General features: G+C 70.8%; 26 protein-coding genes, 1 tRNA gene and 1 other RNA gene. 10 read left to right on the top strand and 18 right to left on the bottom strand.

Features of this window, described 5'->3' with window-relative positions:
- The first annotated feature begins 45 nt into the window (after positions 1–45).
- Complete coding sequence (locus tag D7147_RS00185; RefSeq protein WP_120673215.1) at positions 46–168, top strand: 50S ribosomal protein L36; 123 nt, start codon at positions 46–48, stop codon at positions 166–168.
- Positions 169–252: 84 nt separating this feature from the next.
- Here D7147_RS00185 and D7147_RS00190 read toward each other — a convergent pair whose 3' ends face one another.
- From D7147_RS00190 to D7147_RS00205, 4 genes are read right to left on the bottom strand one after another with little or no spacing between them, the layout of a single operon-like run.
- Positions 253–1083 carry an ABC transporter ATP-binding protein gene (locus D7147_RS00190; protein WP_233562854.1) on the bottom strand — a complete coding sequence of 277 codons (831 nt, stop codon included), beginning with the start codon at positions 1081–1083 and terminating at the stop codon, positions 253–255.
- Complete coding sequence (locus D7147_RS00195) at positions 1080–2180, bottom strand: FecCD family ABC transporter permease (protein WP_120673216.1); 1101 nt, start codon at positions 2178–2180, stop codon at positions 1080–1082. Before D7147_RS00195 ends, D7147_RS00190 begins: the two co-directional genes overlap by 4 nt.
- Positions 2177–2965, bottom strand: a complete 789-nt coding sequence (locus D7147_RS00200; RefSeq protein ID WP_120673217.1) for a class I SAM-dependent methyltransferase — start codon at positions 2963–2965, stop codon at positions 2177–2179. Before D7147_RS00200 ends, D7147_RS00195 begins: the two co-directional genes overlap by 4 nt.
- Positions 2962–3981 carry an ABC transporter substrate-binding protein gene (locus D7147_RS00205; RefSeq protein WP_120673218.1) on the bottom strand — a complete coding sequence of 340 codons (1020 nt, stop codon included), beginning with the start codon at positions 3979–3981 and terminating at the stop codon, positions 2962–2964. Before D7147_RS00205 ends, D7147_RS00200 begins: the two co-directional genes overlap by 4 nt.
- Before the next feature lie 120 nt (positions 3982–4101).
- Here D7147_RS00205 and D7147_RS00210 point away from each other — a divergent pair, with 120 nt between their 5' ends.
- The 3 genes from D7147_RS00210 to D7147_RS00220 all read left to right on the top strand — a co-directional run bounded on the left by D7147_RS00210 (position 4102) and on the right by D7147_RS00220 (position 5306).
- Entirely contained in the window at positions 4102–4569 is a 468-nt protein-coding gene (locus D7147_RS00210; RefSeq protein WP_120673219.1) for a MarR family winged helix-turn-helix transcriptional regulator, read from the top strand.
- 111 nt (positions 4570–4680) lie between these two features.
- Positions 4681–4935 (top strand): type II toxin-antitoxin system Phd/YefM family antitoxin, encoded by a 255-nt coding sequence (locus D7147_RS00215; protein WP_043329066.1) that lies wholly within the window; start codon positions 4681–4683, stop codon positions 4933–4935.
- Positions 4932–5306 carry a type II toxin-antitoxin system VapC family toxin gene (locus tag D7147_RS00220; protein WP_120673220.1) on the top strand — a complete coding sequence of 125 codons (375 nt, stop codon included), beginning with the start codon at positions 4932–4934 and terminating at the stop codon, positions 5304–5306. Before D7147_RS00215 ends, D7147_RS00220 begins: the two co-directional genes overlap by 4 nt.
- Positions 5307–5550: 244 nt before the next feature.
- Here D7147_RS00220 and D7147_RS00225 read toward each other — a convergent pair whose 3' ends face one another.
- Positions 5551–6465 (bottom strand): NADP-dependent oxidoreductase, encoded by a 915-nt coding sequence (locus D7147_RS00225; protein ID WP_120673221.1) that lies wholly within the window; start codon positions 6463–6465, stop codon positions 5551–5553.
- Between the two features lie 105 nt (positions 6466–6570).
- Positions 6571–7071, bottom strand: coding sequence for a nuclear transport factor 2 family protein (locus D7147_RS00230; protein WP_120673222.1), 501 nt, complete (start codon positions 7069–7071; stop codon positions 6571–6573).
- Between the two features lie 143 nt (positions 7072–7214).
- Between D7147_RS00230 and D7147_RS00235 the strand changes: the two genes are divergently transcribed.
- Together D7147_RS00235 and D7147_RS00240 are read left to right on the top strand one after the other, a co-directional pair.
- On the top strand, positions 7215–7682 hold the full coding sequence (locus D7147_RS00235; RefSeq protein WP_147437316.1) for a MarR family winged helix-turn-helix transcriptional regulator: 468 nt from the start codon (positions 7215–7217) through the stop codon (positions 7680–7682).
- A 68-nt stretch (positions 7683–7750) separates the two neighbouring features.
- Positions 7751–8506, top strand: coding sequence for a DinB family protein (locus D7147_RS00240; protein WP_120673224.1), 756 nt, complete (start codon positions 7751–7753; stop codon positions 8504–8506).
- A gap of 25 nt (positions 8507–8531) precedes the next feature.
- On the opposite strand, the gene D7147_RS00245 is transcribed toward D7147_RS00240, so the two are convergent.
- The 3 genes from D7147_RS00245 to D7147_RS00255 all read right to left on the bottom strand — a co-directional run bounded on the left by D7147_RS00245 (position 8532) and on the right by D7147_RS00255 (position 10701).
- The gene (locus tag D7147_RS00245; protein ID WP_158609254.1) at positions 8532–9749 is read right to left on the bottom strand and encodes a low temperature requirement protein A; all 1218 of its coding nucleotides are present in this window, start codon (positions 9747–9749) and stop codon (positions 8532–8534) included.
- Between the two features lie 146 nt (positions 9750–9895).
- A tRNA-Ala gene (locus D7147_RS00250) sits at positions 9896–9968 on the bottom strand.
- Positions 9969–10110: 142 nt separating this feature from the next.
- Complete coding sequence (locus D7147_RS00255; protein WP_120673899.1) at positions 10111–10701, bottom strand: YqgE/AlgH family protein; 591 nt, start codon at positions 10699–10701, stop codon at positions 10111–10113.
- Between the two features lie 160 nt (positions 10702–10861).
- Between D7147_RS00255 and D7147_RS00260 the strand changes: the two genes are divergently transcribed.
- On the top strand, positions 10862–11680 hold the full coding sequence (locus D7147_RS00260) for an S-methyl-5'-thioadenosine phosphorylase (protein WP_120673226.1): 819 nt from the start codon (positions 10862–10864) through the stop codon (positions 11678–11680).
- 107 nt (positions 11681–11787) lie between these two features.
- Complete coding sequence (gene mdlC, locus D7147_RS00265) at positions 11788–13383, top strand: benzoylformate decarboxylase (RefSeq protein ID WP_199716784.1); 1596 nt, start codon at positions 11788–11790, stop codon at positions 13381–13383.
- Between the two features lie 101 nt (positions 13384–13484).
- Here the strand turns inward: mdlC and D7147_RS00270 are convergent, their stop codons facing one another.
- From D7147_RS00270 to pruA, 8 genes are all read right to left on the bottom strand, one after another.
- Positions 13485–14456 carry a hypothetical protein gene (locus tag D7147_RS00270; RefSeq protein WP_120673228.1) on the bottom strand — a complete coding sequence of 324 codons (972 nt, stop codon included), beginning with the start codon at positions 14454–14456 and terminating at the stop codon, positions 13485–13487.
- Between the two features lie 145 nt (positions 14457–14601).
- Positions 14602–14977: a transfer-messenger RNA gene (ssrA, locus tag D7147_RS00275) on the bottom strand.
- A 105-nt stretch (positions 14978–15082) separates the two neighbouring features.
- Positions 15083–15562 (bottom strand): SsrA-binding protein SmpB, encoded by a 480-nt coding sequence (gene smpB / locus D7147_RS00280; protein ID WP_120673900.1) that lies wholly within the window; start codon positions 15560–15562, stop codon positions 15083–15085.
- Between the two features lie 150 nt (positions 15563–15712).
- Positions 15713–16588 carry a permease-like cell division protein FtsX gene (gene ftsX, locus D7147_RS00285; RefSeq protein WP_120673229.1) on the bottom strand — a complete coding sequence of 292 codons (876 nt, stop codon included), beginning with the start codon at positions 16586–16588 and terminating at the stop codon, positions 15713–15715.
- A gap of 70 nt (positions 16589–16658) precedes the next feature.
- Entirely contained in the window at positions 16659–17339 is a 681-nt protein-coding gene (gene ftsE, locus D7147_RS00290; protein ID WP_073832794.1) for a cell division ATP-binding protein FtsE, read from the bottom strand.
- A 119-nt stretch (positions 17340–17458) separates the two neighbouring features.
- The gene (gene prfB / locus D7147_RS00295) at positions 17459–18580 is read right to left on the bottom strand and encodes a peptide chain release factor 2 (protein WP_120673230.1); all 1122 of its coding nucleotides are present in this window, start codon (positions 18578–18580) and stop codon (positions 17459–17461) included.
- 116 nt (positions 18581–18696) lie between these two features.
- Positions 18697–19212 carry a PadR family transcriptional regulator gene (locus D7147_RS00300; RefSeq protein ID WP_120673901.1) on the bottom strand — a complete coding sequence of 172 codons (516 nt, stop codon included), beginning with the start codon at positions 19210–19212 and terminating at the stop codon, positions 18697–18699.
- 149 nt (positions 19213–19361) lie between these two features.
- A complete protein-coding gene (pruA, locus tag D7147_RS00305) occupies positions 19362–20990 on the bottom strand; it encodes an L-glutamate gamma-semialdehyde dehydrogenase (protein WP_120673231.1) in 1629 nt (542 codons plus the stop codon).
- A 487-nt stretch (positions 20991–21477) separates the two neighbouring features.
- Here pruA and D7147_RS00310 point away from each other — a divergent pair, with 487 nt between their 5' ends.
- Positions 21478–22614, top strand: a complete 1137-nt coding sequence (locus D7147_RS00310) for a hypothetical protein (RefSeq protein ID WP_120673902.1) — start codon at positions 21478–21480, stop codon at positions 22612–22614.
- Positions 22615–22693: 79 nt separating this feature from the next.
- Here the strand turns inward: D7147_RS00310 and D7147_RS00315 are convergent, their stop codons facing one another.
- The gene (locus tag D7147_RS00315; RefSeq protein ID WP_120673232.1) at positions 22694–23203 is read right to left on the bottom strand and encodes a DUF6912 family protein; all 510 of its coding nucleotides are present in this window, start codon (positions 23201–23203) and stop codon (positions 22694–22696) included.
- Between the two features lie 206 nt (positions 23204–23409).
- On the opposite strand from D7147_RS00315, the gene D7147_RS00320 reads away from it, so the two are divergent.
- Positions 23410–23637 (top strand): helix-turn-helix domain-containing protein, encoded by a 228-nt coding sequence (locus D7147_RS00320; RefSeq protein WP_120673233.1) that lies wholly within the window; start codon positions 23410–23412, stop codon positions 23635–23637.
- The last annotated feature ends 31 nt before the right edge of the window (positions 23638–23668 follow it).

Raw genomic sequence — 23668 nt, forward strand, 5'->3', positions numbered from 1 at the left:
TTCGATACACGGAACCGACGAGACCCCACCCCGAGGAGGGTCGAGATGAAGGTACGTAGCTCCCTGCGCTCGCTGAAGCAGAAGCCGGGTTCGACAGTGGTCCGCCGCCACGGCCGGGTGGTCGTGGTGAACCGCACGAACCCGCAGTGGAAGGGCCGCCAGGGCTGATTCGACGCATCGGCGCCGTCGCGAGGAGCGACGGCGCCGATGCCGTATCCGGGCGACGAATTCGCCCAACCGGCCGTCAATCGCTCAGGCACGCCGGTACCGGATCCGGGGTCGACCGTCCGCGGCCGTGTCGACGTCGGTACGCACCCGGTACACCTGCTCGATCCGGCTCGTGGTCAGCACCTCCCCCGGCGCACCCGCCGCGACCACCCGGCCGGCGTGCAACAGCACCAGCCGGTCGCAGTACTGCGCGGCCAGGTTGAGGTCGTGCAGGGTCACCACGACGGTGGTGGCCGACTCGGCGAGGAACCCCAGCAGCTCCAGCTGATGCCGGATGTCCAGATGGTTCGTGGGCTCGTCGAGCAGCAGCAGGTCCGGCTCCTGCACCAGGGCGCGGGCCAGATCGACCCGCTGCCGCTCCCCGCCGGAGAGGCTGGACCAGCGGCGCTGCGCGAAGCCGGCCAGGCCGGCGTCGGCGAGCGCGCGCCGGGCCAGGTCCAGATCGGCGGCCGCGACCCCGGCCAGCGGCGGCCGGTACGGTGTCCGGCCGAGCAGGACCACCTCCAGCGCGGACATCTCCACATCGGTGGCCGCCTGTTGGGTGACCACCGCGATCCGCCGCGCCCGAGCCCGCCGGGGTAGCGCGCCCAACGCCACGTCGTCGAGCAGCACCCGCCCCGAATCGGGTCGGGCCAGCCCGGCCAGCAGCCGTAGCAGGCTCGACTTGCCGGACCCGTTCGGTCCGAGCAACCCGACCGTCGCTCCCGGCTCGGCGGTGAGCGCCACCTCGACCAGGATCCGCACCCCGGCGACGCCCCAGCCGATCCGCTCCGCGTGCAGCCGCGCGCCCCGGGCGTGGCCGGCGACACCGCTCCGGTCGTCCCGTCCGCGGCCGGCGTTCTCCCCGCCGATCACGACGTGCCCGCCCGACGTCGCATGACCAGCGCGAACATCGGCACCCCGAGCAGCGCGGTGAGCACACCGACCGGCAGTTCCTGCGGCGAGAACACGGTCCGCGCCGCGGTGTCCGCCCAGATCAGGAAGATCGCACCGACCACCGCGCAGGTGGGCAGCAGCGCACGATGCCGCGAGCCGATCACGAACCGCACCGCGTGCGGCACGGTCAGCCCGACGAAGCCGATCGCCCCGCTCGCCGCCACCAGCGTCGCCGCCACCAGGGCGGTGACGCCGCAGAGCAGCAGTCGGGTACGCCCGGGCGAGAAGCCGAGCGACCGTGCGGTGTCCGCGCCGAACGCGAACGCGTCCAGTGCCGTCGCGTTCGCCCAACACACGACCAGACCGACGCCGGCGACCGCGGCGCTCAGCGCCACCGCCGGCCAGGAGGCCGCGGTCAGCGAACCGAGCAGCCAGAACGTCACGCTGCGGGTGTCCTGCGTCTGCGTGTCGGAGATCACGATCAGGCTGGTCACCGCGCTGAACAGCTGCGAGACGGCCACCCCGGCGAGCACTATCCGGGTCGGCTCGCCGGCTCGCCGACCGGCCAGCAGCAGCACCGCGCCGAACGCGGCCACGCTGCCGGCGAACGCGCCGGTGGTCAGGTCGATCGGGCCGCTACCGAGCTGGATGCCGAGCACCAGCACCGCCACCGCGCCCGTCGAGGCGCCGGAGGAGACCCCGAGCAGGAACGGGTCGGCCAGCGGGTTGCGGGTGAGTGCCTGCAGGACCGCGCCGCACACCGCCAGGCCCGCGCCGACCAGCGCGGCCAGCAGCACGCGGGGCAGCCGCAGGTCCCACACGATGCTGTCCGGCAGCGGGGGCAGCGGACGGACCGGCAGGCCCAGATGGGTACCCACGGCACGCAGCACGCTGTCCACGGGCAGATCGGCCGAGCCCACGGTCACCGCCGCCGCGATGCTGAGCAGCAGCAGGATCACCGCGAGCGGCAGCACGTACCGCCCCGATCGCCAGGCGCCCGCCTTGGCGGACGGGCCCCGCCCGGCCCCGACCGTCGAACCTGTCGGGGCGAGCGACGAGGTGACTGACGAGGTCATCGGCGGGCGAACACCACGTAGTCGTCGAGGTACTGCCAGACCGTGCCGACCTCGGCGAAGCCGGCCGCGCGCAGGGCGGCGAGATGGAACTCCAGCGGAGCCAGGGCCTGCGGCGGCCGGTCCGCGAAGCGCTCCTCCCGCTCCTCGGCGAGTCCGGCCAGTTCCGGATGACGAAGCGCCTCGGCGTACCAGGCGGAGTAGTCGAGCGCCCCGGAGTCGAACGTCTCCCGCTGCACCCGCGCGTCGTGCCGGCGGGCGATCTCGCGCAGGGTGGGCGTCGATCCGTCGTACCGGAGGTGGTCGGCGTTGAGCAGCACCCCACCGGCCGGCAGCAGCCGCGCGGCGGCGGTGTAGACGTGCAGCAGCTGCGCCGGTGACAGCCAGTGCAGCGCGGTCGAGCTGAGTACGGCGTCGACGGTCCGTCCGGCCAGCACGTTCTCCCAGCCGTCGGTCACCAGGTCCACGTCGTGCACCTCGGCCCGCGGCCCGTACCCGTCGAGCGCGCCGCGGGCGACCCGCAGCAGGATCGGGTCGTAGTCGACAGCGATCGCCGTGGCCTGCGGGAAGGCGGTCAGCACCCGGTCGGTGATCGCGCCGGGGCCGCAGGCCAGGTCCAGGATCGTCAGGTCGTCCGGGCTGTGCAGCCGCAACACGTCGAACATGGCCTCGAACCGGTGGTCGCGGTGGGCCACGTAGGCGGACTGCTGCTCGTTCCAGAGCTTCAGCAGGCGGCGGGCGGACGACTGGTCCAGCGCTGCGGTCTCGGTGCCGCCGGGCGCGGTCATCGGGCGGTCTCCCGCAGCTTCGCGCCGACCAGTTCGGCCGCCTCGACGCTGCGGATCGACGGGTCCAGCGACGAGCCGGGCACGATGACGAAGCGTCCGGCGACCACCGCGTCCAGCTTGGACGTCACCGGGTTACGACGCAGGAAGTCGATCTTCGACTGGGCGCTGTCACCATCGCCGCCCCGGGTCAGGTCGGCCAGCACGATCACGTCCGGGTTGCGCTTGGCGATCTCCTCCCAGTTGCCGGCGGGCCACTTCTGATCGACGTCGGCGAACGCGTTGCGGGTGCCGAGCAGCGAGCCGACCGCGTCCGGCACGCCGCCGCGCCCGGCCACGTACGGGGTGCTGGTGCCGGAGTAGTACCAGAGCAGCGAAGGGCCGGCGTTCGGCCCCGCGGTGGCGCTCGGCGTGGCCGTCGCACCGCCGCCGCGGGCCGCGTCCAACCGGCCCTGCTGCTCGCGGATCACCTGGTCGGCGCGCTCCGGTACGCCGAAGACGGTGGCGATGTCGCGAACCTGGTCGAAGATCCCGTCGAAGGTGACGGTCTGGATCGCGTCGGCCGGGTTCTCGCAGGCGAACCCGGAGAGGTACGCCGGCACGCCGAGCTTGGCCAGGTCGGCGCGGGAACCGGCGGCGTCGGGGGCGTACGCGGACGTGTAGGTCGAGTAGACGAAGTCCGGGTTGGCCGCGCGGACCGCCTCCCGCGACGGGTAGAGCTTGGCCAACACCGGCACCTTCTCGTACGCCGGGCGCAGCGCGGGCAGCACCGGGTCGGTCTGGTAGCTGGTGCCGGCCATCCGGTCGGCGAGGCCGAGGCTGAGCATGATCTCGGTGGCGTTCTGCTCCAGCGTGACGGCGCGCTGCGGCGGCGCGCCGACGTCGACGGGGAGTCCGCAGTTGGTCAGGTGGACCGGGCCGGCCGGGTTCTTCGAAGCAGCCGGTTCGGCAGCCCCGGCTGAGCAGCCCGCGGCGGCCAGCACCGCGCAGAGGCCAGCCGTAATGAAAACGGTTTTCATGACGGATGACGGTAGCAGCAGGTCACCCGAGGCCCGGCAGGTGGGGCGAGGGCATTGACCTCAACCTCGCTTGAACTCCTACGGTCGACCCGAAGCCGACCAGCCACCAGGAGCCGCGCCATGCCGACCGACCAGATGACCGACGCCGAACTGGCAGCCCAACCCGCCGCCTACTGGACCGGAGTCGCCTACCAGGCCCTCATCGCGTTCACCCGCGCCCGGCAGGCCGAACACGGCTTCACCCAGCCCCAGTTCTGGCTGCTGCGGAACCTGTCGCCCAACGACATCTCCCCCGACGGCCAGGGCCGGACGATTCCGCAGCTGCGGGAGGCGATGGCCAGCTACATCCGACCCGAGGACGACCTGCACGCCGAGGCCGAGACGCTGCTGGAACGGGGCTGGATCAGCCGGGACAGCGAGAGCCGACTCCGGATCACGGAGGCCGGCGAGCAGGCACGCCTGCGGCTGAAGTCCCACGCCCCGGCGATCCGGGCCCGCATCCATCACGGCATCGACGACGCCGACTACGTCACCGCGCTGAAGGTACTGCTCCAAATGATCGAGAACACCGAGCAGAGCGCGGGCTGACAGTGGTCCTGCCAAGCCGCTGCTACGAGCCTCCGCCGGCGCCGCATTGACGGAGCGTGACGACGACGAGCCAAGCGGGCTAAGCTATTAGCTAACCGAGGAGGTCGCGGCATGTCGGCAGAAGCCGTGCACTACAACATGCATGACGCCAAAACCCACCTGTCGCGCATCATCGAACGGGTGGAGCGCGGCGAAGAGATCATCATCGACCGGGCTGGCACCCCGGTGGCGAAAGTCGTGCCGCTGGTACGGCGGACGGACCGCACCGCAATCGGCTCCCTCGCCGGGCAAGTGGATCTCTCCGGTGACTGGGACTCGCCCCAGACCAATGCCGAGATCGCTGCCGACTTCGGCATCGGCGCATGACCCTGCTGCTCGACACACACGTAGCACTCTGGGCCATCACCGGCGACACGACCCTCAGCGTCGAGTTCCTCGATCGACTACGCCACGAACCGGATATCTTCCTCTCCCCGGTCAGCCTGTGGGAGATCACCATCAAGCAGAAAGCGGGGAAGCTCCACGGCCCTCCTGACCTCGCGGAGCGGGTGAGGGACATGGGCTTTCGTGAACTCCCGGTGACCCACGCCCATGCCATCGCCGCCGGCCGTCTGCCGCCGCATCACCGTGATCCCTTCGACCGCATGCTGGTGGCGCAAGCGATCACCGAGAGTCTGACCCTCGCCTCCCGCGACGCCTCGATAGCGCTGTACGACGTGGACGTTCTCAAGGTGTGACCGCACGACGGCGAAGAAGGCTGTGGACCAGGTCCACCCCGAGGTATTCCACCCCGCGGCAAGCGCCGGTCCGCTGACCGGGCAGCACGGCCGGGTCATCGGAACGGCGAGCCGGGGCACGACCAGGTGCCCGTGTCCCGCGATCGTTCGCTTGGGCAGGTGCCAGGCTTCTTGGTGCCTGGTTCACCGAGACCCTCTGGCGCGGGATTCATGGGCTCCTCGACGCGCCCCATGGCATCCGCTCCTACGGCATCAGGATGATTTTTCCGGCGGCGTGTCCGGACTCGAGTGTGCGTTGGGCGTCGGCGGCGCGCTCCAGGGGAAAGGTGGCGCCGATTCGGATGGTGAGGTCGCCGGCTTCGACCATGTGGGTCAGGGCGCGCAGGTCGTCGAGGTCGAGTCGGGCGTAGACCGTGGTGGCGCCGGGGTGCACGTCGGCGATGGTGACCGCCCGCACGTTCGGCTTCCCCACGTCGGAGGTGGCCGCGAGGGCACCCCGGCCGGCGGCGTCGAAGACCGCGTCGACGCCCTCCGGCGCGTGGCCGCGTACCCGCTCGGCCAGGCCGGGACCGTAGGTGACCGGGCTGACGCCGAGTGAGCGCAGGTAGTCGTGGTTGCCCGCCGAGGCGGTGCCGATGACCGTGGCGCCGGCCGCGACGGCGATCTGGGCCGCGATGGAGCCGACCCCGCCGCCGGCGGCGTGGACCAGGACGGTTTCGCCAGGCGCGACGCGGAGATGGTGAACCATGCCCTGGTACGCGGTGAGCCCGGCCAGCGGCAGCCCGGCCGCCTGCGCCCAACTGGCGTTGCTTGGCTTGCGTACGAGGGTGTGCACCGGTGCGGAGACGAGTTCCGCGTAGCTGCCGTGGTGCAGGACCGACTCGCGGAGGTAACCGATGACCTCGTCGCCCTCGGCGAACTCGGTGACACCGGGCCCGACCTGCTCCACTACGCCGGCAACATCCCAGCCGGGCACGACCGGAAAGAGGGTGTCCATCGCCTCGGCCAGGGCCCCGGCTCGGATCAGGTTGTCCGCCGGGTTGAGGCCGGCGGCTCGGACGCGGATCAGGACACTGTCCTGCTGCATCTTCGGGGGCGGTAGTTCCGCGAGTTCGAGGACGTCAGGGCCGCCGAAGCGGCGGTAGACGATAGCTTTCACAGTGATCCCTCGTGAGTACGCGGCACGGCGCACTGAGCGGCCGTGCGGATGACGTTGTGGCCGGCCCGCACCCAACCCTCGGGTGCGGGCCGGCTGTGGGCGAGGTCAGGCGCCCGGGATGGCGAACGGCAGGTCGTTGCGGACCCGGTGGTGCGTGATCTTCCATTCGCCGTCGATCTTGCGAAGGTCGGTCTCGTAGTAGCCGCTCTCGGTCACCTGCACGGTGCCCTGAACGCCACGCGCGCCCTCGGGCCAGCCGCCGGCCGGCCGCTCGTCTGCCCGGGTCTCGAAGACCACGAACTGGGCGCTGAAGTGGGCGGTGTCACCGTTGACGTCGATGATGTGATCGGCGGTGACGTGGTGGCTGGTTCCGCGCGGAGGGTGCGGGGCCATGAAGTTCTCCACCGCATACTTGACAGCGGCCGGGCCCTTGAGTGGTTCCCCGTTGGGCTCCCAGTTGAACTCCCGGCCGTCCGGGTAGACCTTGTTGTAGATCTCCGTCGTCGAGTCCTCGGCGAAGAGTGCGGCCTGGGCCGCGCCGTCCCGCCGGTCGGTCGCCCGGACGTATCGGGCGAATACCTCGGCAACCTTGCGCTCGTCGCTCATCGTGGAGTCCTTTCGTCATGCCCTGGTGGAGGGGGAAGCTCCGCCCGAACAGTACTTGAGACTCTCATGCAATTTCCTGGAGTGTGGCCGGAATCTCTGAGACTCTCAAGCATGTTGAGAAGGAGGTGACCTACGATGAATCGGTGCGACCGACCCACCCCTACACCGGTGAACGCCTCGAAGGAGACCTGGCGCGAGGAATCTTCCCCGAGGTCCGGTTTGCCATGCTGCAGTTCGTCGGCGAATATCTGCTCGACTTCGAGCGAGCCGCCCAGGCGGCCGGGATGACCCTGGCTCAGGTACGGGTGCTGGGGTTCGCCGCGGTGAAGCCGTCCTCCATGCGGGAGATCGCCGAGCAGTTCGGCTGCGACCCCTCCAACCTGACCGCCAAGGTCGATCGGCTGGTCGAGCTGGGTTACGTCGAGCGCCGCGCCGACGACAAGGACGGGCGGGTCAAGGTGATCGCGGCGACTCCGACCGGCGTGCAGGCCTCCGCCGACCTCTGCCGCAGCCGCGAATGGCTGGCCTCGGTCCTCACCGGCCTCGACGAGGACGAGATCGACACGGTTAGGACCGCCCTGGGGCTGCTGCTGCGCGAGCGCGACCATTAGGGCCCGACAGGACCCTCACGCTGCGCTACCCGTTGACGCGGGCGGGACGAATTCGGGAAGCTGTCTCGATGCCTGCTGCGTACGCCCAGAGTGACCAGTTCCGTGGTGCCCGCATCCACCTGAGCGATCTTGCCGGCCTTGAGATTCGCGATTGCGAGGTCAGCGGCCTGAAGATCGTGGACTGCTACGGCAGCGACGTCTACCTCGCCGGCGCCTTCGAGCGGATCGTCGTCAACGACGTCGATGTGACCGCCTACGTCGAGGCCGAGCTCGACCGGCAGCATCCCACCCGGGTGTTGGCGCGTGACGCCGCGTCCGCCGTCGACTACCGGGCCGCTTGGGATGCCATCGAGACGCAATGGGAGGCGACGCTCGACCGCGCCAGGCTCCTGCCCGAGGCCAAGCTGCACGAGCAGGTCAACGGCGAGTGGTCGTTCGTCGAGACCCAACGACACCTGCTGATGGCCGCCGATGCCTGGCTCGGTAATGCCGTGCTCGAGGAGGATGCGCCGTACCACCCGTTGGGCCTTCCACACGGCGGGATGCCGCCCGACGCGGCGGCGAAGCTCGGGCTCACCCTCGAAGCCACCCCGACGCTCGACGAGGTACTCGCACCGCGGTTCGCTCGCATGGCCACGATGCGGCGTGCCGTCGACGGCCTCACCGAGGCCGAGCTCGATCGGGTGTGTGGTCGCAAGCCGGCGGACCCATATCCGGACCGGGAGTACGTCGTGCGCCGCTGCCTCAAGGTGGTGCTCAAGGAAGAGGCCGAGCATCACCGTTACGCGGTGCGCGACCTCGCCGTGCTCGAGGCCGGTGCCTGAACCGGATGGATGCGGACCGCCTCGGCTAGGCGGACGGGGAGGGGGCCTCAGGTGGGCGACCGGCGGCGCGTCGCGCGTCCGCAACGGCGACCCCGAGCAGCACGGCCGCTGCGGCGAGGGCGGCCAGCAGCGGCGGGCCGAAGAACAGCGGCGGCGCCAGCAGGACCAGAACGCCGATGCCGACGAGCCGGCGCACGGCGAGCCGGTCGAAGACGACCCGTTCCAACCGACTGCGACCGAACAGGAAGAGCGCCGGCCCGCCGAGGATGACCACGAGCCAGGCCGGCAGGGAGGGCCCCCCGGGATGCGCCAACACGATTTCCGAGCCGGCCGCGGTCAAGGTGATGCCGAGCACCATGAGCAGATGGGCCACGCCGACGATCCCGCCGGCAGCTGCCCGGTTCGACGACATCTCGACGGCCTCGGCCAGCACCTGGCCCGCGCGATAGAAGTAGATCCGCCACATCAGCACGGAGGACAGGAACGTGACCACCAGGGCCGACTTTGCGGCGAACGTGGCGGGGTGATTGGCGTAGGTGAGGCCTATGGACAGCACTGTCTCGCCGAGCGCGATCAACAACAGTTGCTGGTAGCGCTCGGGGAGGTGTCGACTGCTGGCCATCGCCCACGCGCTGGTAGGCGGTCGGCCCATACCGGGCAGGGGCCATCTGAACCGTGCCACGACCAGGTCCACGGTAATGGCGATCGCCCACAGGGCGATCCGGTGGTTTCCGTGCATCGCCGCCCCGGCGAGCCAGATGACGCCGGAGATGCTGGCCCAGATGGCCAGGCGGGTGTAGAGCGCCCGAACGTTCTCGTGCTCCCGTAACAACGGGCGGAGCACCAGGGGGCGCCCGATGTGCAGCACCACGTACACGATCGCGAAGGTGGCACCGCGTTGCTCGAACCCGTACAGGGACGTCGCCATGATCAGCAGGCCGAACGCGCTGACCAGGACCAGCAGCTGAATCCAGCGGTTGCGGTAGTCGAACCGGCTGGTGACGTATGCCGTGGTCGTCCACAGCCACAGCAACGGCAGGGCCAGAACGAACGTGTACAGCAGCGACAACCAGCGCACGCTCACGTTGTCGGAGAGAAGGTCCGGCCCCATCCGGCTGACGACCCCGACCAGGGCGAAGACCAGCACCAGGTCGAAGAAGAGCTCCAGGAAGCTGGCCTGCTGCGCGTCCTCCGCGCCGCGCAGGATGCCCCCGGCCGCCGCCGGCTTCCATGGTCGCCCCATCCGACCATGGTCGCGTGATGAATGTCCTTTACGCGCAGATTCCGCCCGCTCCATGGACATGAGCGGCGCTCCTGCTTGGCTACCTCCGCGGTCTGCAACGACGAAGGGCGTCCGTCTTGTCAGACGAACGCCCTGATCGTGAAGGGTGGAGCCGAGGGGACTCGAACCCCTGACCCCCACACTGCCAGTGTGGTGCGCTACCAGCTGCGCCACGGCCCCTTGCTGTTGTCCCGGTCGCCCGGGCACTGGCGAAACTATACACATGGCGGCCGCCGGGGTCATCTCGCGGGGTCCCCATCCGCGCCGACCGGCGGGGCGGCCCGAAGGCCGGGCCCGACCACCTGACGATCGGCCCCGCTGGTCAGTTGAGCGCCACGTCCGGCGGAAAGTGGGCCACCGCGGCCATCATTCCGCCCTGGCGGCGCAGCACCATCGGCCACAGGTCGTCGGGACGGTCGACGAAAGCGTCGCCGGGCAGCGCGTCGAGCACGAACCAGGACCCCTCCTCGATCTCCTGCTCCAACTGCCCCGCGCCCCAGCCCGAGTAGCCGGCGAAGACCCGGATCCCGCCGATGTTCTCCCGCAGCCGCTCCGGGTCGACCGAGAGGTCGATCGTGCCGACCGCGCCGGAGATCTGGTGGAAGCCCTTGACCCGCTTGATGGGGTGGCGCATCCGGGCCAGGCAGATCGCGCTGTCGGGCTGCACCGGGCCGCCCTCGAAGAGCACGGCCGGGTGGCGGGCCAGGTCGCTCCAGTCGCCGAGCACGTCGGCGACCGGCACCTCGGTGGCCCGGTTGAGCACCACACCGAGCGCGCCGCCCGGCTCGTGCGCCACCAGAAGCACCACCGTACGGTCGAAGTTCGGGTCCTTCAGCGCCGGAGTCGCGACCAGCAGCCGCCCGGTCATCGACTCCATCGCCCGCCCGCCGATCGCCTGGCCCTCTCCGTGCATCTCACACACCCGTCACCTGCGCGCCGCAGCACAGGAATCGTCGCCATTAGCGCCGGTCGGCACCCGCGCTGTCAACGCCATGCCTGGCACCATAGCTTGCGGTAGGGGTGGTCGCTAAGGTCTGAGCGGCGGTGATCGGACGCTGGAGAGGATGCGACAGATGAGCCCTACAGCCGAACTCGCGGTGATCGGCGGCTCCGGCCTCTACGCCCTCCTGGACGCGGCCGCCGAGCACGAGCTGGAGACGCCGTACGGGCCACCGTCGGACACGATCACGATCGCCGAGGTGGGCGGCCGGCGGGTGGCGTTCCTGCCCCGACACGGCCGCGATCACCAGCATCCGCCGCACCTGATCCCGTACCGGGCGAATCTCTGGGCGCTGCGATCGCTCGGGGTGCGCCAGGTGCTCGCGCCGTGCGCCGTGGGCAGCCTGCGCCCGGAGTTCGGCCCCGGCACGTTCGTCGTGCCCGACCAGCTCGTCGACCGCACCAGCGGGCGGGCCCAGACGTACTACGACAGGGGCGCGGTGCACGTGCCCTTCGCCGACCCGTACTGCCCGAACGGCCGCCGTACGCTGCTCGCCGCCACCGGAGCCCGCGGGGTGGCGGCGGTGGACGGCGGCACGGTCGTGGTGGTCGAGGGGCCGCGGTTCTCCACCCGCGCCGAATCGCGGTGGTACGCCTCGATGGGCGCGACGGTGGTCAACATGACCGGCCACCCGGAGGCGGTGCTCGCCCGCGAGCTGGCGCTCTGCTACACCTCGATCGCGCTCGTCACCGACCTGGACGCCGGGCTCGTCTCCGGCGAGTCGGTGACCCAGGCCGAGGTGTTCCGGGTCTTCGGCGAGAACACCGACCGGCTGCGGGCGGTGCTGCTCGACGCGCTCGCCGCGCTCCCGACCGAACGGGACTGCGCCTGCGGGCACGCGCTCGACGGGATCGAGCTGCCCTTCGCGCTGCCTGACGGATCACAGCGCTGACGAATTGCCCGAAGTAACCGAGCTGTCCCGATAGATTCGAGAGGTTCGGGGGTAGCCGGCCACTCCGGCGAGCCGCAGCACGCGCCGCGACACGGAGGCAGGTGGCGATGGCAACGGTCCGGGACACGACGTACGACCTGTTGCGCGACCTCGGGATGACGACCGTCTTCGGTAATCCCGGCTCCACCGAGGAGCCGTTCCTGCAGGAGTTCCCCGCCGACTTCCACTACGTCCTCGCGCTGCACGAGGCGTCCGCGGTCGGCATGGCCGACGGGTACGCCCAGGCCACCGGCCGTCCGGCGCACATCAACCTGCACACCGCGCCGGGCACCGGCAACGGCATGGGAAACCTGGTCACCGCCTGGCACAACAAGACGCCGCTGATCGTCACCGCCGGCCAGCAGACCCGGGAGATGCTGCTGCTCGAACCCCGGCTGACGAACCGCCGGGCCGCGGAGCTCACCCAGCCGTACGTGAAGTGGGCCTACGAGCCGGTCCGCGCCCAGGACATCCCGGCCGCGCTGCTGCGGGCGTACGCGACCGCAGTGCAGCCACCCGCCGGGCCGGTCTTCCTCTCGCTGCCGCTCGACGACTGGGCGCAGCCCGCCGACCCGCCCCCACCGCTGCGCTCGGTGGCCACCCGGTACGCACCCGACCCGGAGCAGCTGGGGCACTTCGCCGCCGTGCTCGCCGCGAGTCGCTCCCCCGCGCTGGTCTTCGGCGCGGCCGTGGACCGGGCCGACGGCTGGGCCCTGGCGACCGCGCTGGCCGAACGGCTCGCCGCCCCGGCCTGGTCGGCACCGGCACCCGAGCGGGCCGGTTTCCCGGAGGACCACTCGCACTACCGGGGCGTGCTGCCGTTCGCCATCGGCCCGCTCGCGGAGGCGATCAAGGGTCACGACACCGTGCTGGTGGTCGGCGCCCCGGTCTTCCGCTACTACCCGTACGTCCCGGGGTCCTACCTGCCCGACGGGGCGCGGCTGCTGCACGTCACGGACGACCCGGACGAGGCCGCCCGGGCACCGGTCGGGGACAGCCTGCTGGCCGACTCGGCACTGGCCCTGGCCGCGCTGGTCGACCTGTTGCCGGCGGCCGACCGTCCGCCGCCGCAGCCCCGACCGACGCCGACGCCGCCGGAGGTCACCCGCCCGCTCAGCGCGGACGCGCTCTTCGCGGCGCTGGCCCGGAACTGGCCGCAGGACGGGGTGCTGGTCCAGGAGACACCGTCGAACCTGCCCGCCCTGCGTCGCCATTTGCGGATCACCCGACCGGCGTCGTACTTCACCATGGCCAGCGGTGGGCTGGGGTACGGGCTGCCGGCCGCCGTGGGGGTGGCGCTTGCGGAGCGGGACACCGGACGCGAGCGACCGGTGATCGCGGTGATCGGCGACGGCTCCTTCCACTACTCCGTGCAGGCGCTCTGGACCGCCGCGCGGCTGCGGCTGCCGCTCGTCGTCGTGGTGCCGGTCAACCAGCAGTACGCGATCCTGAAGGCGTTCGCGGAGCTGAAGGAGACGCCGGGGGTTCCCGGCCTGGACCTGCCGGGCCTGGACATCACGGCGGTCGCCGGAGGGTACGGCTGCGCCACGGCGGTGGTGGAGACACCGGAGCAGCTCGCCGACGCGCTCGCCGTCGCGCTGCGACGGGACGGCCCGACAGTGCTCCCGGTGCCGATCACCACCGACCTGCCTCGGATCATCTGACGCCCGCTTCCCTGGGTGGGCCGAGCCGCCGCACCGACCGCCGGCACCGGCTCAGTACGCCAGCGGCCGCCGAAGCGGAGCGGCCCGCTGGCTCGACGAGTTCAGCGCACGCCGAAGTGGAGCGGGGCGCCGGTGAGCACGTCCAGCACGGGCCGCGTGCCCAGCGGGGATTTCAGCGTGACCTCGACCGGATGCAGCACGAGCTGGTCGGTGCAGGCGGTGGCGGTGTTGGTGACGCCGCCGCCCAGGACCACCACATCGTCGCGCTCCAGCACCAGCGGGGTGATCTCCGTGTCGCAGGCGCCGACCCCCAACTGGTACGAGATCCGGGCGTCCACCACCGTCTGCAGGTTCTGCGCGCCGACCACCCCGTCGGGGGCGGCGCGGGGCGGCATCACCGGTTCCGGCAGGGCGGTGACGGCGTGCGCGGCGACCGCCAGCCGGGCCACCGGGCTGTTCAGCTCCTCGACGTCGAAGAGCCAGGCGGGCACCTGCGCCTCGCCCCGACTGGTCGGTACGGGTGCGGTGCCGAGCCGCACGGCAGTGACGGTCAACGGGGTGCAGGCGGCCTCCGGTGCGCTGGTGACCCAGCCGTCCGGTCCGGGTTCGATGGTCGGCCCGCCCTTGGTCCGCGGCGGCGCCTTGGGCCGTCCCGGGCAGGACGGCGGATCGCCCTGGTCCAGCTCCCGGTACGCCTCGGCCGCACTGACCAGTGGGACGGTCAGGGTGCCGTCGGGGAAGCGGATGGCGGTGTCGGCCGGCCGGGCGGCGGGCAGGTTGATCTGTTCCCGGTACCAGCCGCTGCGGAAGGCCGCCTCGGTGTCGCTGGTGAATCCCGGGTCGCCGGTCAGCAGGGTCGGCCCCTGCAGTGGCACGTACCCCTTCGTCCAGGCGGGGTCGGGCTGCCAGGCCTCGGCGGCCTCGGCCGCCCGCTGTTCGAAACCCTCGCGGCGATGGTCGGGACTGGTTCCGGGCGGGGAGCCGGTCGGGGCGGCCGGACCCGGGGCGTCGGCCGGCGCGCAGCCGGCGAGCATCAGCAGTGGCAGACCCAGCAGGAGGACTGAACGGCGCATGCCGGTTCGACGGTGCGCCGCGGCGTCCGGTTCCGAGCCTGTACGGCGGGTCTTCCGGTTCCGAGCCTCTGCGCCGCGGCTTTCGGTTCCGGGCCCGGACAGAACTGTGCGCCCCGGTCCGGGTGGACGGGGCGCACAGGTCGGGTGGTGGAGGTGCCGGGAATCGAACCCGGGTCCTTCGCCGGTTTGTCAGGGCTTCTCCGAGCGCAGCTCGCTATGCCTCTACTCGGCCCCACCGCTCACGCGAGCAAGTTGGTGTGACGGGCCCAGTCGCTGATTGATCTCGCCGCACGGACCCCGCGACCGGGTCCGATTGGCCAGCCTCCTAGCTGATGCCGGCTAACTGGGACGAAGGCGTTCCCAGGCCGACAGACTCACTACTCGCCTCAGGCGGCGAGAGCGAAGTCAGCGCGATTGTTCTTGGCGCTTATAAATTTCCGACGACCGATTCTCGAGACGACGTCGGCTTCCTCGGCTCGCTTCCCCTGTCGCTGCGTACGAAGTCGAAACCAGTCACCCCCTCGAAGGGCCGCCGATGTGGCGGCACCGACAAGCCTAACGCCTGCCGCAACGGGTTTCATCCCGAGCCTCGACCCGGGCGAGCCGACCCGGACATATCGGGCAAATCACTCGTCCATCCCCTTACCGCGCCGGCCGCTGACCCGGGCGATCTCCCGGTCCGCGTCCCGCTTGGCGAGGTCCTGCCGCTTGTCGTACGACTTCTTACCCTTGGCCAGGCCGATCTCCACCTTGGCCCAGCCGTCGGAGAAGTAGACCTGCAACGGCACCAGCGTCAGGCCGGCCTCCCGGGTCTTCCCGATCAGCCGATCGATCTCCAGCCGCTTCAGCAACAGCTTCCGGGTACGCCGGGGCTCGTGGTTCGTCCAGGTGCCCTGGGTGTACTCGGGGATGTGCATCCCGTGCAGGTAGAGCTCGCCGTCACGCTCCTGCGCGAACGCGTCCACCAGCGAGGCCCGCCCCGCCCGCAGCGACTTGACCTCGGTGCCGGTCAACGCCATACCCGCCTCGTACGTGTCGAGGATGGCGTAGTCGTGCCGCGCCTTGCGGTTGGAGGCGACCACCTTGCGTCCCTTTTCCCGTGGCATCGGCGCCACCTCCCTTCCGTTCGTGCCGCCGCCCAGGGAGTTCCGGCCGGACGGCGGAGATCATGCTACTGAATCACAAGGGCCCTTCCGCACCGGTTATTCCGGTGCGGAAGGGCCCCCGCGACGATGCCGGGACGACCCGTACGGTAGCTAGACCCGCAGGTAGAAGCGGAGCGTGACCCACGCGGTGGCGGCGCTGACGACGGCGCCGACACCGGCCATCAGCGGGTAGACCAGGAAGATCTCACCCCAGGACACGGGCGAGATCAGGCCCTCCAGAGCCGCCATCGAACTGCTCGCCGCCGTGACCTTCAGGACGGACAGGGCCACCAGGCCGAGGATGGAGCCGAGCAGACCGGCGACCACGGCCTCCAGCACGAACGGCGCCTGGATGAACCAGTTCGAGGCGCCGACCAGCTTCATGACCGCGACCTCACGCCGCTTGCTGTAGGCGGCCACCTGGATCGTGTTGGCGACCAGCAACAGGGCGGCGATCGCCATCACGATCGCGATGGCGAGCGCACCGTTCTGGAATCCGCTCAGCACGCCGAAGACCTTGTCGAGGAGCTTGCTCTGGTCGACGATCTCGTCGACCCCCTCGCTCTCCTTGTACTGGTCGTAGATGTTCTTGTACTGCTCCGGGTTGTTGAGCTTGAGGCGGAACGACTCGGGCAGCTGATCCGGCTTGACGGCGTTCACCAGGTCCGGAGCGTCGGCGTACATCTGCTGGAAGCGCTCGTACGCCTGCTGCTTGTCGACGTACAACACCTCCTTGACCATCGGGTCGTTCTTCAGCTTGCCGTCCAGGTCAGTACGCTGCTGCTCGGTCACTTCCTGGGTCAGGAAGATCGAGACCTCGACGTTCTCGTAGTAGAGGTCCTTCATGTCGCCGACCTTCTGGTACAGAAGGCCGCTGCCGCCGAGCATGAACAGCGACACCGCCAACGTGATGATCATCGCGATGGTCATGGTCACGTTGCGCCACAGTCCGACAAGTACCTCGGACAGGACGTACTTCATCCGCATCGGGAATTCCTCCGGGTCTCCGGCATGAGGTGTTCGTCGTCAGGTCGTACGGCGAGATGGGAGCGGGGGCTCACCCGTAGACGCCGCGGGCCTGGTCACGCACGATGCGGCCGCTCTCGATCTCGATGACCCGCCGCCGCATCTGGTTCACGATGTTGGAGTCGTGAGTGACCATCACGACGGTCGTGCCGGTGCGGTTGATCCGGTCCAGCAGGCGCATGATCTCGATCGAGGTGTCCGGGTCCAGGTTTCCGGTCGGCTCGTCGGCCAGCAGGATCAGAGGCCGGTTCACGAACGCCCGGGCGACCGCGACCCGCTGCTGCTCACCACCGGAGAGCTCGTGCGGGTAGCGGTGCTCCTTGCCACCGAGCCCGACCAGCTCGAGCACCTCCGGCACGACCCGGCGGGCGACCGCCTTGGTCTTGCCGATGACCTCGAGGGCGAACGCCACGTTCTCGTACGCGGTGCGGTTCGGCAGCAGCCGGAAGTCCTGGAAGACACAGCCGATCGAACGCCGGAAGTGCGGCCGCTTCCACGAACGCATCGACGTGACGTCCTTGCCGTTCACGACGACGCGGCCCTTGTTGGGCGTGACCTCGTGCAGCAGCATCTTGATGATCGTTGACTTGCCGGAGCCGGATGGGCCGATGAAGAAGACGAACTCGCCCTTCTCAATGGAGACGGACACGTTGTCGAGCGAAGGCCGGGACGCCTTCGGGTACGTCTTCGTCACTTGCTCAAGCTGAATCACGGGTGGTGAGTCTACGCGGTGTAACCGGGGAGCCAAGCCCCACGCCCCGCCGATGCGGGGCGCGTCATCGATTTAGACTGTTGTGCCGGAGATCGACGACGCACTGCGCCCACGGGTCGTCACGCACTGTCGCCGGCAAGCTCCCGCTGCTTACGCCACCGGATCCCGGCCTCGATGAACTCGTCCAGGTCGCCGTCGAAGACCGCGCTCGGATTGCCGGTCTCCTGCTCGGTTCGGAGATCCTTCACCATCTGATAAGGGTGCAGGACGTACGAGCGCATCTGGTCGCCCCAGGATCCCGCCGCGTCGGTCTTCAGGCCCTGAAGCTTGGCCTGCTCCTCCTGCCGCTTGCGCTCCAGCAGCCGAGCCTGCAGCACCCGCAGCGCGGACGCCTTGTTCTGCAGCTGGGACTTCTCGTTCTGGCAGGTCACCACGATGCCGGTCGGGATGTGCGTGATGCGCACCGCCGAGTCGGTGGTGTTGACGCTCTGCCCACCCGGGCCGGACGACCGGTAGACGTCGATCCGCATCTCGTTCTCGGGGATGTCGATGTGGTCGGTCTGCTCCACCACCGGCAGCACCTCGACCCCGGCGAAGCTGGTCTGCCGCCGCCCCTGGTTGTCGAAGGGACTGATCCGGACCAGGCGGTGGGTGCCCGACTCGACACTGAGCGTGCCGAAGGCGTACGGGACCTTGACCGTGAAGGTCGCGGACTTGAGCCCCGCCTCCTCGGCGTACGAGGTCTCGTAGACCTCCGTCGGGTAACCGTGCCGCTCCGCCCAGCGCAGGTACATCCGCAGCAGCATCTCGGCGAAGTCCGCGGCGTCCACCCCGCCGGCGCCCGCCCGGATGGCGACCAGCGCCTCCCGGGAGTCGTACTCGCCGGAGAGCAGGGTGCGGACCTCCATCTCCTGGATGGCCTTGGTCAGCCCGACGATCTCGCTCTCCACCTCGCCGAGCACGCTCGGGTCGGACTCCGCCTCCGCCAGCTCCAACAGGACGTGGGCGTCGTCGAGCCGCGAACGGAGGCTGCCCAGCTTGTTGATCTCGCCGTTGACGTACGACAGCTGCGAGGTCACCACCTGCGCCTTGGCCTGGTCGTCCCACAGGTCCGGCGCGGAGGCCTCCTGCTCCAGTCGAGCCTTTTCCCCGCGCAGCTTGTCAAGATCGAGGACGGCCTCGATGTTGCGCAGGGTGGCGTCGAGGTCCTTGAGCTGTTCGGCGAAGTCGGCAGCGGTCACGACAGACAAGCGTACTGCCAGGATCAGGAGTCAGCTTGCGAGCCCCGCGGAGACCGGCAGAAACCTGCCGGCACCGGGCGGTGCGGCCTGCGCCGGGGGCGAGAAACGCCCACGAATCACCCGACCGGGGCGCTCTTCAGCCAGGACAGCGCCGCCCGGTGATAGGCGACCGCGAACTCCAGGGCGCTGGCGTCGTAGTCCTCGCCCTCCTTGCGGGCGCTCTTCACCTGCTCCCGGACCTGCGCCAGGGCCTCCGTGTGGTAATCGTTGGCCTGGGCGTAGAGGTTCTTGAGCTGGCTCGCCGAGTGCAGGTCACCGAAGGCCATCCGCAGCGCGATCGGGTTACGGATGGTGTCCCGGCCGGGATTCTCCGCCAGCCACCGGGAGAATGTCCTCTTGCCGGCCGCCGTGATCGCGTACGGCTGGCTCAGCCGCGGCCCGGGCTTGCCCAGCCGCACCAGACCCCGCTCGGCCAGCACGGGCAACTCCCGGTAGACCTGGCTGCGGGTCATCGACCAGTACGGCGCCAGACGGCGCTCAGCGGCGGCCATCAGCTGACCGCCTGTCATCGGCCCCTCGTGCAGCAGGCCGAGAAGGGCCGCCGCCGTGGGGTTGACTCCGGAATCCGCCATGGCCATTACGCTGCCACTTTGCCGACGCGACGTCCAGGATTTGGCAGTTTGCCACCCGAGAAGGACTTCCAATGTGCACTGTCGGCCGACGACAGTCCGTTGAGGCGCGGAAGGCCCCCTGCCCGAGCAGGGGGCCTTCCGGCTTCGACTCAGCCCATGTGCGGGTAGGTGTGGTCGGTCGGCGGCACGAACGTCTCCTTGATCGTCCGCGGCGACACCCAACGGACCAGGTTCAGCCAGGAGCCCGCCTTGTCGTTGGTGCCGCTCGCCCGCGCACCACCGAATGGCTGCTGCCCGACCACCGCACCGGTCGGCTTGTCGTTGATGTAGAAGTTGCCGGCCGCGTACCGCATCTTCTCCGCCACCCGGTCGACCACCTCGCGGTCCGTCGCGAAGATCGACCCGGTGAGCGCGTACGGCGCGATCGACTCGGCCTGGGCCACCACGTCGTCGAAGCGGGCGTCGTCGAAGACGTGCACGCCGAGGATCGGACCGAAGTACTCGGTGGTGAAGGTCTCGTGGGCGGCGTCACCGCACTCGAAGAGGGTCGGCCGGACGAAGTACCCGACCGAGTCGTCAGCGGTGCCGCCGGCCAGGACCCGGCAGCTGTCGTCGCCGGCGATCAGCTCCAACGCGGCGGTGTGCCGGGCGAACGCCTTGTCGTCGATCACCGCGCCACCGAAGTTGCCGAAGTCCGTGACATCGCCGTACGTCAGCCCGTCGGCGGTCGCGGCCAGCCGGTCCCGCAGGCCACCCTCCCAGATCGAGCGGGGGATGTACGCCCGGGACGCCGCCGAGCACTTCTGGCCCTGGTACTCGTAGGCGCCACGGATCAGCGCGGTGTGCAGCGCGTCGACGTCGGCGCTGGTGTGCGCGACGACGAAGTCCTTGCCACCGGTCTCGCCGACCAGCCGCGGGTAGCCCCGGTAGCGGGAGATGTTGTCGCCGACGGTCCGCCACAGCTGCTGGAAGACCTTCGTGGAGCCCGTGAAGTGGATACCCGCCAGATCCGGGTCGGCGAGCACCACGTCCGAGACCTCCTCGCCGCGGCCGGTGACCATGTTGATCACACCGGCCGGGAGGCCCGCCGCCTCGAAGAGACGCATGGTGAAGTGCGCGGCGAACTGCTGGGTCGGGCCCGGCTTCCACACCACCGTGTTGCCCAGCAGCGCCGGCGCGGACGGCAGGTTGCCGGCGATGGCGGTGAAGTTGAACGGGGTCACCGCGTAGACGAAGCCCTCCAGCGGGCGGTGGTCGAAGCGGTTCCACACGCCCGCCGAGGAGAGCGGCTGCTCGGCGAGGAGCCGCCGGGCGAAGTGGACGTTGAACCGGAGGAAGTCGATGAACTCGCAGGCCGCGTCGATCTCGGCCTGCACGGCGGTCTTCGACTGCCCGAGCATGGTGGCCGCGTTCAACGTGTCCCGCCACGGGCCGGCGAGCAGCTCCGCCGCGCGCAGGAAGATCGCAGCCCGCTCCTCGAACGGCAGCGCCCGCCACATCGGGGCGGCGTCCTTGGCGGCCCTGACCGCCGCGCGGGCGTCGTCGTGGGTGGCGTGCGCGGTGACGCCCAGCACATGCGCGTGCTTGTGCGGCTGGACCACGTTGATCGACTCGCCGCCGGCCATCCGCTGCTCGCCCGCGATGGTCATCGGCAGGTCGATGCGCTCGGCGGCCAGCTCGGTCAGCCGCCGCTGGAGCCGCTCCCGGTCGGCACTACCCGGCTCGTAGGTGCGTACCGGCTCGTTGTGCGGCTCGGGTACGGAGAACACGGCGTCCATGAAGGCTCCTGGCGATCTCGACAGCGGTGGCGGAACCGGACCCGCGGGCACCGACCGGACGGTCGGACGCTGCACGCCGCACCGGGTTGACCGGCCACGACGACGGGACCTGCGGCGATTCTGTCACGGGCAGGTGACCACCCTGCCTCCCCGTCGCCCAGCTGCGGCGAGCGCCACGCGACCGGCCACCCGGGCACCGGGCGGGAGCGCTCGGCCTCGCCGATCACGGCCGGGCGGACACCGCGTGACCGGCCACCCGCGCTTTACCGGGACGGGCACCGTGTGGCCAGTCACCCGCGCGCGCCGGACGGGCACCGCGTGGCCAGTCACCCGCGCGGACCGGGCGGGCACCCCGTGGCCGGGTCAGCGGGTGGAGGACCGGGCCCCGCGGCACCGGCCACCCGCGCGGGTGACGCGTGCACGGCGCGGGCACCGGAGGCGGCTACCCTGGATGGCCGGTGACCTGCCGACCCGCGAAGGGAAGACGATGACCAAGCAGCCCGGCGGCCCCAACGCCGCGGAGCCGGACCAGCCCCCGGTCGCCGACACGGCGGAGACCAGGGCCGGCGAGGCCGCATCCGCGCCGGTCATCGAGTCGGCGACCGACGACGGGCAGCCGGCCCGGAGCGCCGACGCGGCAGTGGAGGACGAGCCGACCGACGCCGCGGAGGAGTTCGAGCCGAGCACCCGTCCGGTACCCGCGCCCGCCGCCACGGTGATCGCGCTGCTCTCCCTGGTCTGGCTGGCCGCGATGCTCTGGTCCACCCGGGAGGCGATCCACTCGGCGGAGGCCGGGGTCACCGTGATCAGCCTCTCGGCCTTCGCGCTGCCCGGAGTGATCTCGGCGGCGCTGGTCACCGGTGCCGCCGTCGCCCTCGCCGCCGGCAACCTGCTGGCCCGCCGGTACGGCGACGGCGTCACCCTGCGCTTCGCGGGCGCGATCGGCGCCGGCATGCTGGTCGGGCTCCTCGCCGCGCTGGCGATCAACCTGACCTACGCCGACAACGCCACCACCAACGTCATCGCCGGCACGACCGCCGCTGCGGCGATCATCGGCGGGGCGGTGGCCGGCGCCCGCAGCGCCCCGGTCGTCGGGGCGATCTCCGCCTCGGCGCTCGGCGTACTGATCTTCGTGGTGGCGTTCAGCCGGGTGCGGGACCCGCTCTTCGACCTCTACGGCGCCGGCGACACCCAGGAGTCGCTGGTGAACGCCGCCAAGTGGGTGTCGCGTACCGAGTCGGTGCTCGCCGGGGTGGTGGCCGGGTTGCTCGCCTTCGCGTACCTGACCTGGTCGAAGCGCCGGACGATCCGGCAGGACCCGACCGCGACACTGCCCCGCTGGCCCGCGTACCTCCTGGCCGGTGCCGGTCCCGGGCTGTTCCTGCTGCTGGCCGAGGTGATCATCCGAGTCGGTGGGCGGTCGCTCCTCGACCTGGCCGGCGCGCTCAGCGAGGCGGACTCGGTCGCCCAGACCATGCTCGGCAGCTCGCGCGTAGACAACGGCATCTGGGTGCTCTTCCTGGGGGCGCTGATCGCGCTCATCGCCTTCGGGCGCACCCTCGGCTCGCCCGAGACCGAGGACGACCCGGCCGACGACTCCGTGGCAGCCGGCGCCACCCGCTGACCGAAGCGGACCACCGGGCCGCCAGGCCGCCCGGGTCTCCGGGCCGCAGGCCCTCGGCTGGAGGGTGCCCGCCGGGCGGTCAGGAAGCCGTACGCAGGAGCACGTCGAGCTCGCTGGCGTCGTACCACTCCAACTCGTGGTCCTCGGCGCCGTCGACGGTGAACTGTGCGTCCGGGTCCCCGGCGAGCGCCTCGGCCACCACCTCGGCCGCGGCGGCGACGTCTTCCACCGCCTCCGCGCCGTCCACGTGGATGGCCGCGACGGCGCTCACCGGCACCGGACCGGTCAGCGCGATCGTGCTGGAGCCGAGGTCCCCGTCGGCGCGCCCCACCGCGGCGGCCGGCAGGTCGGCGGAGACCACCACCCGGCGGCGCGGCGCCTTGGAGTCGGCCCGGAGCAGTTGCAGGGCGTCCTGGGCGGCACGCGTGAAGGCGACGTACTCCAACTCCTCCTCGTCGCCCTCGGCGTACCACTCCCGCAGGGCGGGGGTGACCGCGTGGGCCTCGGCCGCGGCCAGCCCGTGTTCGCGCAGGCGGCCCAGCATCGGTACGGTCGCCGGGACGTACACCCGGACAAGCTGGTCGGTCACCGGTCGTCTCCCCGCTCAGGTCCTCCGCCGGCGTCGGCCGGCCCGGGCGCAGATCATGCCGTACGCCGTGACCGTCATACACCTCGCGCCCGGCCGGTGGAAGTTTCGCCACCGGTGTGTCAGGTGATCCGAGGCGGCGCTGAGGCTGGGGTGCGGAGCCGAACGATGGCAAACTGAGGCAACCGAAGTCAACCGAGGGAGTTTCCGTGGAGCCGAGGTTCCTGCTCCTCTCCGACGTGGCCGCCGAGCTGAACGTGTCGGATTCGCAGGTCTACCACATGGTGCGCAGCGGCGAACTGCCCGCGATCAAGATCGGCGGCCGTGGTCAGTGGCGCGTCGAGCGCACCCGGCTTGAGGAGTACATCCAGCGGAAGTACGAGGAGACCGCCGACTGGGTACGCAGCAACCCCCTCACCGAGCGCGACGCCGAGTAACCGACCCGGAGCCGGCTGCCATTGACCGATG

Source organism: Micromonospora musae (assembly GCF_003626545.1).
GTDB classification, from domain to species: domain Bacteria; phylum Actinomycetota; class Actinomycetes; order Mycobacteriales; family Micromonosporaceae; genus Micromonospora; species Micromonospora musae.